At 64.4% G+C, this 15,434-nt stretch carries 16 protein-coding genes and 1 pseudogene; 5 read left to right on the top strand and 12 right to left on the bottom strand.

The window, feature by feature from the left end:
• Positions 1–18: 18 nt before the first annotated feature.
• The 4 genes and pseudogenes from DES43_RS13615 to DES43_RS13630 form a co-directional block, all read right to left on the bottom strand.
• On the bottom strand, positions 19–444 hold the full coding sequence (locus DES43_RS13615; protein ID WP_035029786.1) for a hypothetical protein: 426 nt from the start codon (positions 442–444) through the stop codon (positions 19–21).
• A gap of 19 nt (positions 445–463) precedes the next feature.
• Positions 464–1,861 carry a sodium:proton antiporter gene (locus DES43_RS13620; protein WP_035029783.1) on the bottom strand — a complete coding sequence of 466 codons (1,398 nt, stop codon included), beginning with the start codon at positions 1,859–1,861 and terminating at the stop codon, positions 464–466.
• A 63-nt stretch (positions 1,862–1,924) separates the two neighbouring features.
• The gene (pncA, locus tag DES43_RS13625; protein WP_035029781.1) at positions 1,925–2,524 is read right to left on the bottom strand and encodes a bifunctional nicotinamidase/pyrazinamidase; all 600 of its coding nucleotides are present in this window, start codon (positions 2,522–2,524) and stop codon (positions 1,925–1,927) included.
• Positions 2,525–2,609: 85 nt separating this feature from the next.
• Positions 2,610–3,860 (bottom strand): annotated as a pseudogene (locus tag DES43_RS13630) (D-amino acid dehydrogenase).
• 215 nt (positions 3,861–4,075) lie between these two features.
• Here DES43_RS13630 and hemA point away from each other — a divergent pair.
• Together hemA and proC are read left to right on the top strand one after the other, a co-directional pair.
• A complete protein-coding gene (hemA, locus tag DES43_RS13635; protein WP_035029777.1) occupies positions 4,076–5,353 on the top strand; it encodes a 5-aminolevulinate synthase in 1,278 nt (425 codons plus the stop codon).
• Between the two features lie 65 nt (positions 5,354–5,418).
• Complete coding sequence (gene proC, locus DES43_RS13640) at positions 5,419–6,234, top strand: pyrroline-5-carboxylate reductase (protein ID WP_035029775.1); 816 nt, start codon at positions 5,419–5,421, stop codon at positions 6,232–6,234.
• A gap of 18 nt (positions 6,235–6,252) precedes the next feature.
• Here proC and DES43_RS13645 read toward each other — a convergent pair whose 3' ends face one another.
• The 3 genes from DES43_RS13645 to dut form a co-directional block, all read right to left on the bottom strand.
• Complete coding sequence (locus DES43_RS13645) at positions 6,253–7,260, bottom strand: adenosine kinase (RefSeq protein ID WP_035029773.1); 1,008 nt, start codon at positions 7,258–7,260, stop codon at positions 6,253–6,255.
• A 93-nt stretch (positions 7,261–7,353) separates the two neighbouring features.
• Positions 7,354–8,154, bottom strand: coding sequence for an isocitrate lyase/PEP mutase family protein (locus DES43_RS13650; RefSeq protein WP_035029771.1), 801 nt, complete (start codon positions 8,152–8,154; stop codon positions 7,354–7,356).
• Positions 8,155–8,233: 79 nt separating this feature from the next.
• Positions 8,234–8,716: a dUTP diphosphatase gene (gene dut / locus DES43_RS13655; protein ID WP_035029769.1), complete on the bottom strand. Its 483-nt coding sequence runs from the start codon at positions 8,714–8,716 to the stop codon at positions 8,234–8,236.
• Between the two features lie 190 nt (positions 8,717–8,906).
• Here dut and DES43_RS13660 point away from each other — a divergent pair, with 190 nt between their 5' ends.
• Positions 8,907–10,493, top strand: a complete 1,587-nt coding sequence (locus tag DES43_RS13660; protein WP_035029766.1) for a peptide chain release factor 3 — start codon at positions 8,907–8,909, stop codon at positions 10,491–10,493.
• Positions 10,494–10,517: 24 nt separating this feature from the next.
• Here the strand turns inward: DES43_RS13660 and DES43_RS13665 are convergent, their stop codons facing one another.
• The 4 genes from DES43_RS13665 to DES43_RS13680 are packed head-to-tail and all read right to left on the bottom strand — an operon-like array spanning position 10,518 to position 13,270.
• Positions 10,518–10,886, bottom strand: a complete 369-nt coding sequence (locus tag DES43_RS13665; RefSeq protein ID WP_035029763.1) for a helix-turn-helix domain-containing protein — start codon at positions 10,884–10,886, stop codon at positions 10,518–10,520.
• Positions 10,887–10,898: 12 nt separating this feature from the next.
• Positions 10,899–11,423 (bottom strand): Smr/MutS family protein, encoded by a 525-nt coding sequence (locus DES43_RS13670; protein WP_133675653.1) that lies wholly within the window; start codon positions 11,421–11,423, stop codon positions 10,899–10,901.
• The gene (gene mltA / locus DES43_RS13675) at positions 11,420–12,550 is read right to left on the bottom strand and encodes a murein transglycosylase A (RefSeq protein ID WP_051520687.1); all 1,131 of its coding nucleotides are present in this window, start codon (positions 12,548–12,550) and stop codon (positions 11,420–11,422) included. Before mltA ends, DES43_RS13670 begins: the two co-directional genes overlap by 4 nt.
• Before the next feature lie 21 nt (positions 12,551–12,571).
• Entirely contained in the window at positions 12,572–13,270 is a 699-nt protein-coding gene (locus DES43_RS13680; protein WP_035029885.1) for a Tim44/TimA family putative adaptor protein, read from the bottom strand.
• Between the two features lie 188 nt (positions 13,271–13,458).
• On the opposite strand from DES43_RS13680, the gene DES43_RS13685 reads away from it, so the two are divergent.
• Together DES43_RS13685 and secB are read left to right on the top strand one after the other, a co-directional pair.
• Positions 13,459–13,944 (top strand): FxsA family protein, encoded by a 486-nt coding sequence (locus DES43_RS13685; protein WP_035029882.1) that lies wholly within the window; start codon positions 13,459–13,461, stop codon positions 13,942–13,944.
• Positions 13,945–14,068: 124 nt separating this feature from the next.
• Positions 14,069–14,569, top strand: coding sequence for a protein-export chaperone SecB (gene secB / locus DES43_RS13690; protein ID WP_035029758.1), 501 nt, complete (start codon positions 14,069–14,071; stop codon positions 14,567–14,569).
• Between the two features lie 101 nt (positions 14,570–14,670).
• On the opposite strand, the gene dnaQ is transcribed toward secB, so the two are convergent.
• On the bottom strand, positions 14,671–15,384 hold the full coding sequence (gene dnaQ / locus DES43_RS13695) for a DNA polymerase III subunit epsilon (protein WP_035029879.1): 714 nt from the start codon (positions 15,382–15,384) through the stop codon (positions 14,671–14,673).
• Positions 15,385–15,434: the final 50 nt, after the last annotated feature.

The following is a 15,434-nucleotide window of genomic DNA, read 5'->3' on the forward strand; positions in this document are numbered from 1 at the left end:
ACCGCCCGCTCGCGGCCTTCAGCGCGGGACGGTTTCCCCTTCGGCAGGCTCTTCGACAAACTGCTTTTGCCCGGCATCATATGTGTAGCAGGTCGCCAGCGCCGAACAGACCTCCTGATAGCGCGCGCAATATTGCGCGACGACACATAGAAGGTTGCCCTTGACCGTCATCTTTGCCGGTGGCTTGTCCTGAATGCCGCTGAACAGAAGCTGCGTCCTCTCCCCGTCATCGCGCCATGAGACGCTGATTTCCGTCTCGAAATGATCGTAGCCGGCACTGGCGTAGCCGATGCTGTAGTCGATGGTTCCGACCGGGGCAAACTCCATCGTCCCCGTGCTCGTATCCGGCCATGTCCGGCTTTCCTGCGCGAACGACATCGTTGCCGAAAGTGCAAGAACGCCGACCAGAACCGCCGCGACCGGCGGTGTCCGGCGCAGTTTCACGTTTCTTCCGGAAATGCCCCTATCCAAAGAAGATGACGCTCGACAGGGCGAAGATGGGCAGCAGCACCGCGCCTGACCACAGCATGTAACCGAAGAAGCCCGGCATACGGATGCCCTGGTTGCGGGCGATGGCATAGACCATGAAGTTCGGTGCGTTGCCGATATAGGTGTTGGCGCCCATGAACACCGCGCCCGCCGAGATCGCCGCCAGCGTCGTGGCGAAGGTGGTCATCAGCTCCTGCGGATTGCCGCCGGCCAGTTCGAAGAACACAAGGTAGGTCGGCGCATTGTCGAGGAAGGACGACAGCAGCCCCGTCATCCAGAAATAGGCCATGTCGTTGGGCTGTCCCGAAGCCGTCGTCACCAGCGACACGAGCGGGGCGAGGGCGCCGTCCATGCCGGCGCGCAGGATCGCCACCACCGGCACGATGCAGACGAAGATCGCCGCGAACAGCTTCGCCACCTCGAGGATCGGCCCCCAGTTGAAGCCGTTGGCGGAACGATATTTCTTGGGCGACACGACCAGCGAGACGAAAGCCAGCACGAGGATGATGACGTCGCGCACGAGGTTCTGGAGTTCCACATGCACGCCCTGAATTGTGAACTCCACTCCCGGCTTCCACGCAGCCGACATCAGGATGGCGCCAATGACGCCCGCCAGCAGAGGAAGGTTGACGAGGCCGAGGATGCGCACCTTCGAATCCGGTGTCGGATCCTTGATCTTCGGCAGGCCCTGCTCGCGCCGGTGCAGGATCGTGTCCAGCACGAAGAAGATGGCCAGCACCAGACCGCCGACCAGCAGCGTATCGGGCAACAGGTGCACGGTCGTCCAGAAGAAATCGACGCCGCGCAGGAAGCCGACGAACAGCGGCGGGTCGCCCAGAGGGGTCAGCGAGCCGCCGATGTTCGACACGAGGAAGATGAAGAACACCACGACATGGGCGTTGAAGGGCCGGTTGTCGTTGGCGCGGATGATCGGCCGGATCAGAATCATCGAAGCGCCCGTGGTGCCGATCACCGAGGCGAGGATCGCGCCGATCAGCAACAGCCCCGAATTGAACAGGGGCGTGCCGTGGATGTTGCCGGAAACCAGTATGCCGCCCGAAATGGTGAACAGCGCGAACAGCAGGATGATGAACGACATGTATTCCAGCAGCATGGCGTGCAGCACCGCCTCGCTCGCGGCCGCAAGGCCGTAGAAAGCGGCCAGCGGCACGATCACCAGGCCAGCCCAGACGGCAGCGATCTTGCCGTAGTGATGCTCCCAGAAATGATGGAACAGCAGCGGCCCGGTGGCGATGCACAGCAGGAGACCGGCGAAGGGCAGCGCCCACCACAGCGACATGTGCGCACCCGGAAGCGCCTCGGCCGCGAAAGCCGGGCTGGCGGCGAGCCCCCCAAGCGCAAGAACAGCCATTCGCAATGCAGCAGCGTTCACCGGTTTTCCCCCGTTCGGTATGTGTGTGGAGTGTGCCCTGCCTCAGAGCAGGGCGACGCCGGCTTCGCGCATCCTGCCGGTCATGGCGTCGAGCGAGCCGTCGAGATCGATGCCACGGCATGCGGCGAGCCGCACCGTGACGGAAAAGCCGAGCTTCACCGCATCCAGCGCCGAATAGGCGACGCAGAAATCCGTGGCGAGGCCGGCCAGCGTGATCGCGTCGATGCCGCGTTCGCGCAGATAGCCGGCAAGGCCGGTCGGCGTCGTATGATCGTTCTCGAAGAAGGCCGAATAGCTGTCGATCGCGGGGCGGAAACCCTTGCGGATGACCAGCTCGGCCTTCGTCCATGCAAGGCCGGTGTGGAAATCCGCGCCCCGGCTGCCCTGGATGCAATGATCCGGCCACAGCGTCTGCTCGCCGTAAGGCATGGTGACGCTCTGATAGGGCTGATGCCCGGGATGGCTGGAAGCGAAACTGGAATGGCCGGCCGGATGCCAGTCCTGTGTCATGATGACGTGATCGCTGCCGCGGATCAGCTCGTTGACCAGCGGCACGATCTCGTCGCCGCCGGCGACCGCCAGGGCTCCACCCGGGCAGAAATCGTTTTGCAGGTCGATGACGACAAGCGCTTCGTCAGCCATGTTGCCTCCTGAAACGGCGGATTTCGCGACCGCCGTAACATGACCAGATGGGCACGCCCGTCAACCGAAATCGGACCCGGATCGGTCAATTCCGGTAGAGCAGGCCATCGGTATCGATCTCCGGCGCACGCCCGGCGATCAGGTCCGCAAGCAGCCTCCCAGACCCGGCGGCAAGCGTCCAGCCAAGATGGCCATGGCCGGTATCGAGATAGAGGTTGCTGTAGCGCGCGCGGCCAATGACCGGTACCGACCGGGGCATCATCGGGCGCAGTCCCGCCCACAATTCGGCTTTCGCCTCATCGAACGCTCCGGGAAAAAGCTCATGCGCAGTGCGGAACATGGCAGCGAAATTCTTGGGCCCGAACGACCGGTCGAAGCCGGTGAACTCGGCGGTGCATGACAGGCGCAGCCGGTTGCCGAGGCGCGAATACGCGACATAGCGGTCCTCGTCCGCGCCGCCCATGGTCGGGCCCCTGCTCTCGTCTTCCAGCGGAATGGTGGCCGCATAGCCCTTGACCGGATAGATCGGCAGGTCGAGCCCGTGACGGCGGCCAAGCAGGCCGCTTTCCGGCCCCATGGCGAGAACGATGCTGTCGGCGGAAAACAGCCCGGCATCGGTGCGCACGGCGCGCACCCTGTCTGCCTCGATATCGAGCCCTTCGACCATGGTGCCGTAGCGGAAATCCACACCGAGCCTTTCACCGGCATAGGCCGCCAGGCGGGTCGTGAACAGGCGCGAATCGCCGGTCTGATCGGTCGGGGAATAGACGGCGCCGGCGAAATGGCGGCGCGCGGCGGCGAGCCCCGGATCGAGCTCAGCCATCCGCTCCGGGTCGACGATCTCGATCGGCAGGCCGTGATCGGCCAAAAACCCGTAATTGCGGGCGGCGGCATCGAGGCTTTCCCGGCTGCGGGAAAGGTAGAGGATGCCCTTGCGCCGGTCGTCATAGGCGATGCCGGTTTCCTCCGACAAGGCGTTGATGCTGTCGCGCGAATAGAATGCCAGCCGAAGTTTCGGCAGTGTGTTGGCGCGTTTGCGGGCCGGGGTGCACTGGCGCAGGAACCGCAGGCCCCAGGCCAGCAGATAGGGATCGCGGCCAAGGCGCACCTTGATGCCGAGATCGTGGTTGAACATGCCGCGCACGAAGGTCTTCAGCGCCTCCGGCGAAGCCTAGGCGGTCGCGTCGCCGGGCGACACCAGTCCGCCATTGGCATAGCTGGTGCCGCAGGCCGGCCCTGCGTGGCGTTCGATCACCGTCACCTCGTGACCGTCGCGGGCAAGGTAGTATGCCGCCGCCGTACCGACCGCGCCCGCGCCAAGAACCAGTATTTTCATGCCCCTGCCTTTTCCGCCGCACCCGGTAGCCTCAGGCGTGGCATTTTGACCGAACGGCTTTCGTGGACGCCAAAGCCCGCCGGCATTATGATTGCTTCAACCTGAGCGACCCGCTTTCCTTGAAATTGCGAGGCCGCCTCTCTCAACTTGCTGCGCAGTTCCGTCCGGAAAGCCAAGATTCGCGTTTCCCGGAATTGCTCCAACGGGACCCGAAAATGAACTATCAAAGGTTCTTCGAAGACGCCATCGACCAGTTGCACGCCGAGCGCCGTTACCGTGTGTTCGCCGACCTGGAACGGATGGTCGGCAAGTTTCCGCGCGCTCTGTGGCGCACCGGCGCCGACACGCGCGAAATCACCGTCTGGTGCTCGAACGACTATCTCGGCATGGGCCAGCATCCGTCCGTCGTCAGCGCCTTCCAGGACGCTGCCGGCCGCATGGGCTCGGGCGCAGGCGGCACCCGCAACATTTCCGGCACCAGCAATCCGCTGGTCGAGCTGGAACGGGAACTGGCCGACCTGCACGGCAAGGAAGCCGGGCTTGTCTTCACCTCCGGCTTCGTTTCCAACGAGGCGGCCATTTCCACCATCGCGCGGCTGCTGCCCAACTGCCTCATCCTCTCGGACGAACTCAACCATGCCTCGATGATCGAGGGCGTGCGCCGCTCGGGCGCTGAAAAGCGCATCTTCCGCCACAATGACGTCGGTCATCTGGAAAGCCTGCTTCAGGCGGCCGGGCGCGAGCGCGCCAAGCTCATCGTGTTCGAAAGCGTCTACTCCATGGACGGCGATATCGCACCGATCGGGGAGATCGCCGATCTTGCCGAAAAGTACAACGCCATGACCTATATCGACGAGGTCCATGCTGTCGGCATGTACGGTCCGCGCGGCGGCGGCATCACCGAGCGCGAGGGGCTGGCCCACCGCATCGACATCATCGAGGGCACGCTCGCCAAGGCGTTCGGCACGCTGGGCGGCTATATCACCGGCACTTCCGCGGTGGTCGATGCCGTGCGCTCCTATGCGCCGGGCTTCATCTTCACCACCGCCCTGCCGCCGGCGCTGGCCGCAGCGGCAACCGCATCCATCCGCCATCTGAAATCGTCGCAGGTCGAACGCGACGCCCAGCAGCGGCAGGCCGCACATGCCAAGCGGATTCTCGGCGAGGCCGGGCTGCCGGTCATGCCTTCCGTCACCCATATCGTGCCGATCCTGGTTGGCGATCCCGAACTGTGCAAGATGGCCACGGACCGCCTTCTGGGCGTTCACGGCATCTATATCCAGCCGATCAACTATCCGACCGTGCCGCGCGGCACCGAACGGCTGCGCATCACGCCCACCCCCTTCCATTCCGACGAGCTCATCCTCCAGCTGCGCGACGCGCTGGTCGAGACATGGGACGCGCTGGGCATTCCCTACGGCTCGGTGCAGAGCCCGCAGGTCAGCACGAGCGAGCGCATCGTGCCGCTTCTCGTGCCGAAGTCCGGCGGCTGAGCGGCAATTTCCTTTCCAGCCGAAGCTGGCCGGGTTAAGAACAGCGGCCAGTTCGGAGGATCAGGATGACTGCAAGGCTAGTTCTCGTCGGCTGCGGCCATATGGGTCGCGCCATGTTGTCGGGCTGGATCGATTCCGGCCGGATCGCGGCGAATGAAATCGTTGTCGTGGAGCCGAACGGCGATTTGCGCGGCAAGGCGGCGGCACTGGGCTGCAAGACGGCAGCGGGCGTCGAAGACCTGGCCTCGGATATCTCCCCCCAAATCGTGGTCATCGCGGTCAAGCCGCAGGCGATCCGCGAGGTTCTGGCCGGCTATGCGCGCTTCGGCAACGGCGCCACGACTTTCGTCAGCATCGCCGCCGGCACCAGCGTCGCGACCTTCGAGAGCATTCTGGGTGAAAACACCCCGGTCATACGCTGCATGCCCAATATCCCGGCCGCAATCGGCAAGGGCATGATGGTGGTCTTTGCCAACGGCCATGTCGGTGACAAGGCACAGGATTTCGTGTCCGGCCTGCTGGCTGCAAGCGGCAAGGTGGCCTCCGTCGGCGACGAGAAGCTGATGGACGCCGTGACCGCCGTTTCCGGCTCGGGTCCGGGCTATGTGTTCCACTTCATCGAGGCGCTGACCTCTGCGGCCAGAGCCGCCGGCCTGCCGGACGATACGGCGGCGAAACTCGCGGTGCAGACCGTTTACGGGGCTGCCGTGATGGCCGCGGAAAGCGGCGAGGAGCCCGGCGTGCTGCGCCAGCAGGTCACCAGCTACAAGGGCACCACCGCCGCTGCCCTCGACGTGCTGATGGGCGAGGAACGGCTGACACGCCTGCTGACAGAAGCCGTCGAGGCGGCGCGCAAGCGTTCCGTCGAGCTTGGAAGCTGAGGCGGAACGCTTCAGCGATTACGCGAGGGTTTCCTGCAGCAACCCCGCCTGCCCGGCCTCGAAGCGCAGGTTCTGGCGCGGACGCGGACCGACCTGCTGGATGACGAGGCCGGCTGCGAGCGAACCAAGCCTGCCACACTCCTTCAGCGCGCGGCCTTGCGTATAGCCGAACAGGAAACCTGCGGCGTAGAGATCGCCCGCACCGGTTGTGTCGACCAGTTCGCGGATCGGAATGGCGCCGATCTTCACGGTTTCGTCGCCGCGCACGATCACAGACCCTTTTTCCGAGCAGGTGACGGCGGCGAGCCTGCAATCCTTGCGCAAAGCCTCGAGCGCGGCATCGAAGGACGACGTCTGGTAGAGCGCCCTGATTTCGTGGTCGTTGGCCAGTATGATGTCGACGGTGCCGCTGCGCATCAGATCGAGAAACTCGTCGCGGTAGCGGTCCACGCAGAAGCTGTCGGAGAGCGTCATCGCCACTTCGCGACCGGCTTCGTGCGCAAGCCGCGCGGCTTCGCGCATCGCTTCCTTGGCGCGCGGCGGATCCCACAGATAACCCTCGAAATAGACCACTTTCGAGGCTGCGATCTTGGCTGGCTCCACGTCCTGCGGGCCGAATTCCACACAAGCGCCGAGATAGGTGTTCATCGAGCGCTCTCCGTCGGGCGTGACGAAGATCATGCAGCGCGCCGTCGGCGGCGTGCCGGCAAGCGGCTCGGTGTCGAAGGCGACGCCGAGCGCGCGGATATCGTGCGCATAGATGTCGCCGAGGTGATCGTCGGCCACCTTGCCGGAAAAGGCGGCACGCCCGCCGAAGCTGGCAATGCCCGCCGCCGTGTTGCCGGCCGAGCCGCCGGAAGCCTCCACAGCCGGCCCCATGCGTGCGTAGAGCAATTCCGCGCGCTCCGCGTCGATGAGGTTCATCGCGCCCTTGATGATGCCGTTGTCGATAAGGAATTTCTCGTCGCTCTGGGCTATGATATCGACAATGGCATTGCCGATGCACAACACGTCATAATCCGGCATTCAGTCCTCTCCGACGGGGCAGATTTTTCTTCAGGCAGCCTGAGGCCGGCCCGTGGTAGATCATCGGGACGGGTTTGCATAGAAGGCGCCCAGTCAATCGACCGGCCGGAACATCTCCTGCACGCGGTCGAAGTCCATGGCTTCACGGACAAAGGCGAAGGTTCCGCCCTCCAGCATTTCCTTCGCCGCTTTTTCCACTGCGCCGAAAGCCAGGGTTGTCAGCTTGGAGCCGAGCGAGATGCGCGTGGCCCCGGCATCGGCGAGGGCCGATACCGTGAAGGCGGGGCTCGCCAGAACGTTCACCGGCTTCTCCACCGATGCGCAGACCGTGCGCACCTGCGCGATATCGGTGAGCCCCGGTGCATAGAGCACGTCCGCGCCGGCCTTCTCGAAAGCCTGAAGCCTCCTGATCGTGTCGTCCAGATCGGGGCGGCCGTGCAGGAAATTCTCGGCCCGCGCGGTGAAGACGAAATCGCTTCTGAGAGCCCGCGCCGCTTCCACGGCGGCCTCGACACGCTCGACCGCATGCGAGAAGTCGTAGATCGGCTTGTCCTCGTCACCGGAAAAGTCTTCCAGCGAACAGCCGGCCAGACCGGCCGCTTCCGCCGCGAACACGGTTTCGGCAGCGCTTTCGGGGCTGTCGCCCTTGCCCTTTTCCAGATCGGCCGAGACGGGCAGGTCGGTCGAGGCGACGATTTCCCTGCAATGGGCGATCATCGCCTCGAAGGAAACGCCGCCATCGGGCAGGCCGCGCGAGAAGGCGAAGCCGGCGCTGGTCGTGGCCAGCGCCTGGAAGCCAAGCGATTGCAACAGCCTGGCCGTTCCGATGTCCCATGGATTGGGAATTATGAAGGTGGAAGCGTGCAGCTTCCTGAAGACCGTGCCCTTGTCCATGGCCGAACCCCGGAGGATGTGATCGTCGCGGCGATCCTATCGCCCCCGCGATGGGGCCGGGCAATCGAAACCGCAGCGGTCAGGCCGTTCCGGTCGAGCCGAATCCGCCGGAGCCGCGCGAGGTGCCGCTGGCCAGCGTGCGCTCCTCGGTGCGCACCTGCGTGACCGGCGCAAAGACGATCTGGGCGACGCGCATGCCGCGGCTGACGGAAAAATCCTCATCGCCGAGATTGACCAGAAGCACCTGCACCTCGCCGCGATAGTCGCTGTCTATGGTTCCGGGCGTGTTCAGACAGGTGATGCCGTGCTTCAGCGCAAGGCCGGAACGGGGGCGGATCTGGCCTTCCATTCCTTCCGGGATTTCCATGACCAGCCCGGTCGGCACCAGCGCCCGCTTGCCGGGAAGGATCAGGATCGAGCGATCCTCGGGAATCGCCGCGCGCAGATCCATGCCGGCCGCGCCCCTGCTTTCATAGGCGGGCAACGGCAGATCGGCGGCGTGTGGAAGGCGCACGAAACCAACGGTGGGGCCAATGACGGAGGCGGGCTGGGAGGAGGACATGGCGCAAATCCTATCGAGACTGATCGGGCAAGGCAGGGGTGCCGCTTCAACGGCGATGCGCCCCGGCGGTTCCGCTTACATCAGGCCCTGCGAATAGACCAGTGCCGCATATGCCGTCTCCCAGAACCATTTATGTTCGACAGGTCTGCCCGTTATTGCTAGAAGCCCGCCACCAGACGGGATTCCTGACATGGCCGAGACTATTCAAGAGGCGGTGAAGCGCCGCCGGACCTTCGCGATCATCGCGCACCCGGACGCCGGCAAGACGACGCTGACAGAAAAGCTGCTGCTGTTCGGCGGCGCCATCCAGCTCGCCGGCGAGGTGAAGGCCAAGAAGGACAAGATCCAGACCCGTTCGGACTGGATGAAGATCGAGCGCGAGCGCGGCATTTCGGTCGTCACCTCGGTGATGACCTTCGAATATGGCGACAACGTCTTCAACCTGCTCGACACGCCGGGCCACGAGGACTTCGCGGACGACACCTATCGCACCCTTTCCGCCGTCGATGCGGCAGTGATGGTCATCGACGCCGCGCGCGGCATCGAGCCGCGTACGCTCAAGCTGTTCGAGGTCTGCCGCCTGCGCGACATTCCCATCATCACCTTCGTCAACAAGATGGACCGCGAGGCCCGCGACACCTTCGAGATCCTCGACGAGATCGAGGAGAAGCTGGCTCTCGACACCGCGCCCGTGACCTGGCCGATCGGACAGGGCAAGACCTTCGCCGGCACCTATCATCTGGCCGAGAATGCCGTGCGCCGCGGCGATGCCGAGACCGGGCGCACTCCCGTCCACGGGCCGGACTCCAACCGCGCCGCCGGCCTTTTGCCGGAAAACGACCGTGCCGCTTTCATCGAGGAAACCGAACTGGCGCGCGAAGCCTGCCGCCCCTTCGACCGCGATGCTTTCCTCGAAGGGCATCTGACACCCGTCTATTTCGGCTCGGCGCTGCGCAATTTCGGCGTTCGCGACCTGATCGAGGCGCTTGGAGCCTATGGCCCGCCGCCGCGCGCGCAGGAAGCCGATACCCGCACGGTCGAGGCGACGGAGGACAAGATGACGTCCTTCGTCTTCAAGATCCAGGCGAACATGGACCCCAACCACCGCGACCGCATCGCCTTCGTGCGCGTCTGCTCCGGCATCCTGCAACGCGGCATGAAGGCCAAGCTGGTGCGCACCGGCAAGCCGATGTCGCTGTCGGCCCCGCAGTTCTTCTTCGCCCGCTCGCGCATCACCGCCGACGAAGCCTATGCCGGCGACGTGGTCGGCATTCCCAACCACGGCACGCTGCGCATCGGCGACACGCTGACCGAGGGCGAGGACATCCTGTTCCGCGGCGTGCCGAACTTCGCTCCGGAAATCCTGCGCCGCGTGCGCCTTGGCGACGCCATGAAGGCCAAGAAGCTGAAGGATGCGCTGCACCAGATGGCCGAGGAAGGCGTGGTGCAGCTGTTCACGCCGGAAGACGGCTCGCCGGCCATCGTCGGCGTGGTCGGCGCGCTCCAGCTTGACGTGCTGAAGGAGCGGCTCAACATCGAATACGGCCTGCCGGTCGATTTCGAAGTGTCGCGCTTTTCCGTCTGCCGCTGGATCGACGCTGACGAACCGGCCGAGCTGATGCGGTTCATGGAAGCGCATCGCGGCGACATCGCCCGCGACCTCGACGACGATCCGGTGTTCCTCGCCCAGCACGAATTTTCACTCAACTATGAGGCAGAACGCTGGAAAGCGATCCGCTTCACGACGGTGAAGGACTATCAGGTCCGCGACGCCTGAAGCATGACCCCGGAAATCTGAACCTTACCGCCGCCGCGCCAGCACCTCCCGGATACGGGCGTTGATGGCACGGATTTCAGCCTCGTCCATGCGCGCGATGTTCTCGGCCAGCAGATTGGCCAGTTCCGTTGCCGCCGGCGACAGGCCGGACGTGTCGACCCTGACGCGCGGATGCGAGGCCAGCGCGATGCGCTGGAATTCCTCCGCCTCGTCCCAGATGATGTTGAAATAGCCGATGATCTTCTGGATCAGGGTCCAGCTCGGCGCGCCGCGCCTTCCATGCTCCAGCGCCGACAGATAGGCAGGGCTCACGCCGATGGCCTCGGCCATTTCCTTCTGGCTTGCGCCGCGCTCGCGCCGCAGTTCGCGGATTTTTTCGCCCAGCGGTGTCATGGGAACATCGCCTCACCTCACCTTGCGCAGACGCACGTAAATCGCGCCCGAGCCGCCATGATGACGCGCCGCATGCTCGTGGCTCGATACGAACATGCGAAAAGCCGGCGCCGCCAGCCAGCCCGGCACCGAGCGGCGCAGCACGCCGTCGCCCCCGGACGACGACCCCTTGCCGGTAATGACCAGCACGTAGTGCAGCCCGGATGCGTAGGCGCGGTGCAGGAAGGAAAACAGCAGCGAATAGGCTTCGTCCTGCGTCATGCCGTGGAGGTCCACGCGGGCCTCGATCGGCAACCGACCTTTGGCCAGCTTGTCCAGGGTGGGGCGGTCGAGATGACGCGGCGGCGACGGCTTTTTTTCCGGCACCGGCGCGCCTGCGGCAGGCGCAACCCTTGCCGGCGCGGGGGCGGGGGGAGCGGGTTGCGGCGGTTCGACCGCCGGCGCGGCCCGGCCCTTGAGCGGAACGGCCGAGCGCGCCACCAGATTCCACAGCACCCGGTCTTCGTCGCTCAGCGTCTTTTGCGGCCGTCTCGTCATCGATTCACATCCGTAACCGACGACAGATGGTCCGCGATCCGCCGCGGCACAAGAGCGTAGAAATCTGCATGATGGCGCACCACGCCGGCGATTTCGCCCGCCGCATCACCCGATCCCGCGAAGAGATCGCCACGGGCAGCGCCGACGATGGCCGAGCCGGTATCCTGCGCGATCATCAGCCGCCGGAAAGGTTTTCCATCGAAAGCGGTCAGCGTCGGCGCGTCGATGTAGAAGGGCGTGCCAAACGTGTGAAGCAGGCGGTCGACGGCCATGGAGCGGCCGGGCGTCAGCGGCACCTTTGCCGCCGCCACCGGCCCGAGCGCCGGGTCGTCCACGGGCGCCTCCCGGAAAAATATATAGGATCGGTTCCGCCACAGGATTTCGTCCACACGCTGCGGGTTGCGGCGAAACCAGCCACGGATGGACTGCATGGTTACATCCGCCAGCGGGATTTCCCCAAGGCTCGCCAGCACGCCGCCGGGCCCGGTGAAACGCTGCCCGGATTTGGCTGCGTAGGTGACGCGGACGCTGCGCCCGTCGGTCATCGCAAGCCGTGCCGCGCCCTGCACGTGGATGAAGAAGGCATCGACCTTGTCTGCCAGCCATGCGATCTCAAGACCCTGTCCGGCCAGCGCGCCGCGCTCGATCGCCGGACGGTCGTGATATTCCACCAGTCCCGCGACTGTTTGACGGGCAAAGGCCAGATAGGGGTCCATGCCCACCGGGCGGTTGGCGTCGTCCATGTCGATGAGGTCGCGCGGGCGGGCGAGCAGCGGCACGGTGAAGCGCTCCGTCCTGACCGGGGATGCCTCGACCTGCGGCTCGTAGAAGCCGGTCACAAGTCCGTGATCACCATGATCCGGCTTCACCCGAAGGGGCACGAAATGCCGCTCGAAAAAGGCGCACGCCTCATTGGGGCTCGCCGGCGAAACGGTCCGCGCATCATTATAGGCTTCGGTGAACGCCTCGAAGCGGACACCAAGGCCGCCGGTTCTGTAGGGTCTGGTCAGAATATGGCTGGCCGAGCGCCGGAAGGCCCCGAAGGCCGCAAGCTGGTCGTCGGCTTCCCAGCCGGGCAGGTCCCCGAAGCGGATCCGGCTGAATGGAAGGGCGTTCTTGTCCGGCACGGGACGAAATCGCCCTGCCGGTCAGTCTTCGGCTTCTGTCGCGACGAGCTTCCAGTTCGGATCGCGTGAGCGGGTGTCGCGGGCAAAGGTCCAGACATCCTTGACCTCGGCCACCGTGTCGGGATCGCCGTCGATGATATCGCCTGCCTTGTCGCGGGTGGCCGAGATAAGTTCCGAAACGATGCGCAGCGTGACGTGGGCCTCACTGCCTTTCATCTCCGCCGATACGATCTCGGCCTTGTCGATGCCGACGAAGGAAGACTGGATCTTCTCGCCACGGCCCTCGCGCTCGGAAATAGCGGTGACGAAACCGTCGTAAACCTCCCGCGACAGCAGATTCTTGAGTGTCTTGCGGTCGCCGTCGGCATAGGCCATCACGATCATCTCATAAGCCATCCTCGCGCCCTCGATGAAGCCTTTCGGGTCGAAGCTCGCATCCGCGTCCTTGATGGCGCGCAGACCCCTGTTCAGCTCGGTCTCGGGTTTGGCGAGCGCGTCGATGGCCGCATAGGTCTCGGCGGAGGCTTCACCGCGCTTGCGCGGCAGCGCCACCACGTTGTCGCCATCGCCGGCACCCGGCTTTTCCTGCTTGCGCGCAGAATAGGGATCGAAGGGCGGACGCTCGCTGCCGGTGCGGCGGCCCAGAACGTTGCGCAGCTGAAAGAAGATCACCACCGCCGCGATCATGAAGAAAATCGTGCCGAAGTCGAAGAATTCCATGCGCGCGCCAATGATCCCTTCTTGCGGCTGCACCGAACGCACAGCACCCTGTCTGGCGTCGTCCTATCAAAGCATATAGAACGCGAGACACAATCATTCAAATCAAAGGCACGCATACCTATCTGTAGGAACCAGTGCCAGAGGCAAATGATGCCGAAGGCGTAAACGACCAGAAAACGGTTACAAATTTGCGTGTTTCTCTCCTCCCCGTCTTCCTTTTGCTGCTTCCGCTGCTGGAAATCGCCGGCTTCGTCGTTGTCGGCAAGCAGATCGGCGCGCTGGCTACCGTCGCCCTCGTGATGCTTTCTACCGTGGCGGGCAGCGCCTTGCTGCGTCATCAGGGGCTTGACGCCATGAACAGGGCGCGCGCTGCAATGGACGCCGGCAAGGACCCCGGCCTTCAGCTGGCCAACAGCGCCATGGCGGTCGTCGCCGCCATCCTGCTCATCGTTCCGGGATTCATCACCTCGGCCATCGGCCTGTTGATCCTCCTGCCGCCGGTGCGGGCGCTGTTCTGGAAGATGTTCGGGCGCCGGGTCGTGTTCACCAGCCAGTTCGGCACCGCCGGTTTCCGCCGGGACGCCAACAGCCATACCATCGACCTCGACAGCGAGGATTTCTCGCGGGGGCGGCCCGACGACAGCTCGCCCTGGCGCCGACTGCCCGAGGAATGACGGCCCGCGCAGCGCAGACGCTGCATGGAAACCAGCCGGAAACTTGTCTTGGCGGCACTCTCGTGATAGCCAACCCGGCGAATCCACCTCGGGGCCGGACGGTCCGAAAACAGGAACAGGGCTCATGGCCGACGACAATGAAAAGAAAGCCGGCAACGGCAATGGCAACGCAACCCAGCAGCAGCCCACGCTCAACGTGCTGGCGCAGTATGTGAAGGACCTTTCCTTCGAGAGCCCCGGCGCGCCGAACTCTCTGCGTGGCCGCGACAAGGCTCCGGGCATCGCCATCAATGTCAACGTCAATGCCAATCCGCTTTCGGAAAAGCAGTTCGACGTGATCCTGTCCCTGACGGCCAAAGCCACCGTCGACAAGGATGTGCTGTTCAATGTCGAGCTCGTCTATGGCGGCGTCTTCAACATCGACGGCTTCCCGCAGGAGCACATGCTGCCGATCCTGTTCATCGAATGCCCGCGCCTGCTGTTCCCCTTCGCGCGCCAGATCATCGCCGACGCGACCCGCAACGGCGGCTTCCCGCCGCTGATGCTCGATCCGATCGACTTCGCACAGATGTTCCAGCAGAAGCTGGCCGAGGATCAGGCGGCCGCCAAGGTTCAGGTAAGCTGAGCCATAGGCGGGACGACGATACAAAACCCGGCTTCACGCCGGGTTTTTTGTTTACGCCGATTTCCTATAAAGCCAATAAAATCAATGTTTTACATTTGATTTCAGGTCGCCATACAATCTGCAACCTGTAACCATACGGCCTTTTCGCCCATCGAATCGACCAGCGCGGAATGAGCTGCGCGGTCAGCCTCGCTCAGCCGCGATGGCAGGGGCGCGGGGCGCGCACCGATCCTGACCTCGGCCATCTCGATGCTGACCTGCTCGACACCGGTCACCACGACCGCATCCAGCCCAAGCGCCGCCTGCTTGCCGCCGATCAGTTCGATATAAACTTCCGCGAGCAATTCGGAATCGAGCAGGGCGCCATGCTTGGTGCGATGGCTGTTGTCGATGCCGTAGCGGCGGCACAGGGCATCGAGCGAATTGGGACCCATCGGATGCTTGCGCCTGGCGAGCGCCAGCGTATCGACCACAAGTTCCGAAGCCACCGGCGGGTGACCCAGCCGGGCAAATTCGGCATTGATGAAATTGATGTCGAAACTGGCGTTGTGGGCGACGAGCTTCGCGCCTTCCACGAAAGCCATGAATTCTTCGGCGATCTCGGGAAAGGTCGGCTTGCCTGCCAGATCGTCGGCGCTGATGCCATGCACGGCCTGTGCGTCGGGATGGATCTGACGGCCCTGCGGATCGATGTATTTGTGAAAGGTGCGGCCGGTCGGAAACCGGTTCACCAGCTCGACGCCGCCGATCTCGATGATGCGATCCTCGCGCGCATCGAGGCCCGTGGTTTCCGTATCGAAAATGATCTCACGCACCGATTCGCTCCTTGCGACAAGATTGGCCAGACGCACCGCCGCCGGCAAGG

Origin of the sequence: Aquamicrobium defluvii, from assembly GCF_004363725.1 — a bacterium.
Classification (GTDB): domain Bacteria; phylum Pseudomonadota; class Alphaproteobacteria; order Rhizobiales; family Rhizobiaceae; genus Mesorhizobium; species Mesorhizobium defluvii.

What these genes read in the sequence shown, in the direction of transcription:
- proC (WP_035029775.1), top strand. Translation starts at nt 5,419, where the DNA reads ATGACTGCAAGGCTAGTTCTCGTCGGCTGCGGCCATATGGGTCGCGCC.
- DES43_RS13650 (WP_035029771.1), bottom strand. Translation starts at nt 8,154, where the DNA reads ATGGACAAGGGCACGGTCTTCAGGAAGCTGCACGCTTCCACCTTCATA.
- hemA (WP_035029777.1), top strand. Translation starts at nt 4,076, where the DNA reads ATGAACTATCAAAGGTTCTTCGAAGACGCCATCGACCAGTTGCACGCC.
- DES43_RS13670 (WP_133675653.1), bottom strand. Translation starts at nt 11,423, where the DNA reads ATGACGAGACGGCCGCAAAAGACGCTGAGCGACGAAGACCGGGTGCTG.
- secB (WP_035029758.1), top strand. Translation starts at nt 14,069, where the DNA reads ATGGCCGACGACAATGAAAAGAAAGCCGGCAACGGCAATGGCAACGCA.
- DES43_RS13645 (WP_035029773.1), bottom strand. Translation starts at nt 7,260, where the DNA reads ATGCCGGATTATGACGTGTTGTGCATCGGCAATGCCATTGTCGATATC.
- DES43_RS13620 (WP_035029783.1), bottom strand. Translation starts at nt 1,861, where the DNA reads ATGGCTGTTCTTGCGCTTGGGGGGCTCGCCGCCAGCCCGGCTTTCGCG.
- pncA (WP_035029781.1), bottom strand. Translation starts at nt 2,524, where the DNA reads ATGGCTGACGAAGCGCTTGTCGTCATCGACCTGCAAAACGATTTCTGC.
- dut (WP_035029769.1), bottom strand. Translation starts at nt 8,716, where the DNA reads ATGTCCTCCTCCCAGCCCGCCTCCGTCATTGGCCCCACCGTTGGTTTC.
- DES43_RS13680 (WP_035029885.1), bottom strand. Translation starts at nt 13,270, where the DNA reads ATGGAATTCTTCGACTTCGGCACGATTTTCTTCATGATCGCGGCGGTG.
- DES43_RS13660 (WP_035029766.1), top strand. Translation starts at nt 8,907, where the DNA reads ATGGCCGAGACTATTCAAGAGGCGGTGAAGCGCCGCCGGACCTTCGCG.
- DES43_RS13665 (WP_035029763.1), bottom strand. Translation starts at nt 10,886, where the DNA reads ATGACACCGCTGGGCGAAAAAATCCGCGAACTGCGGCGCGAGCGCGGC.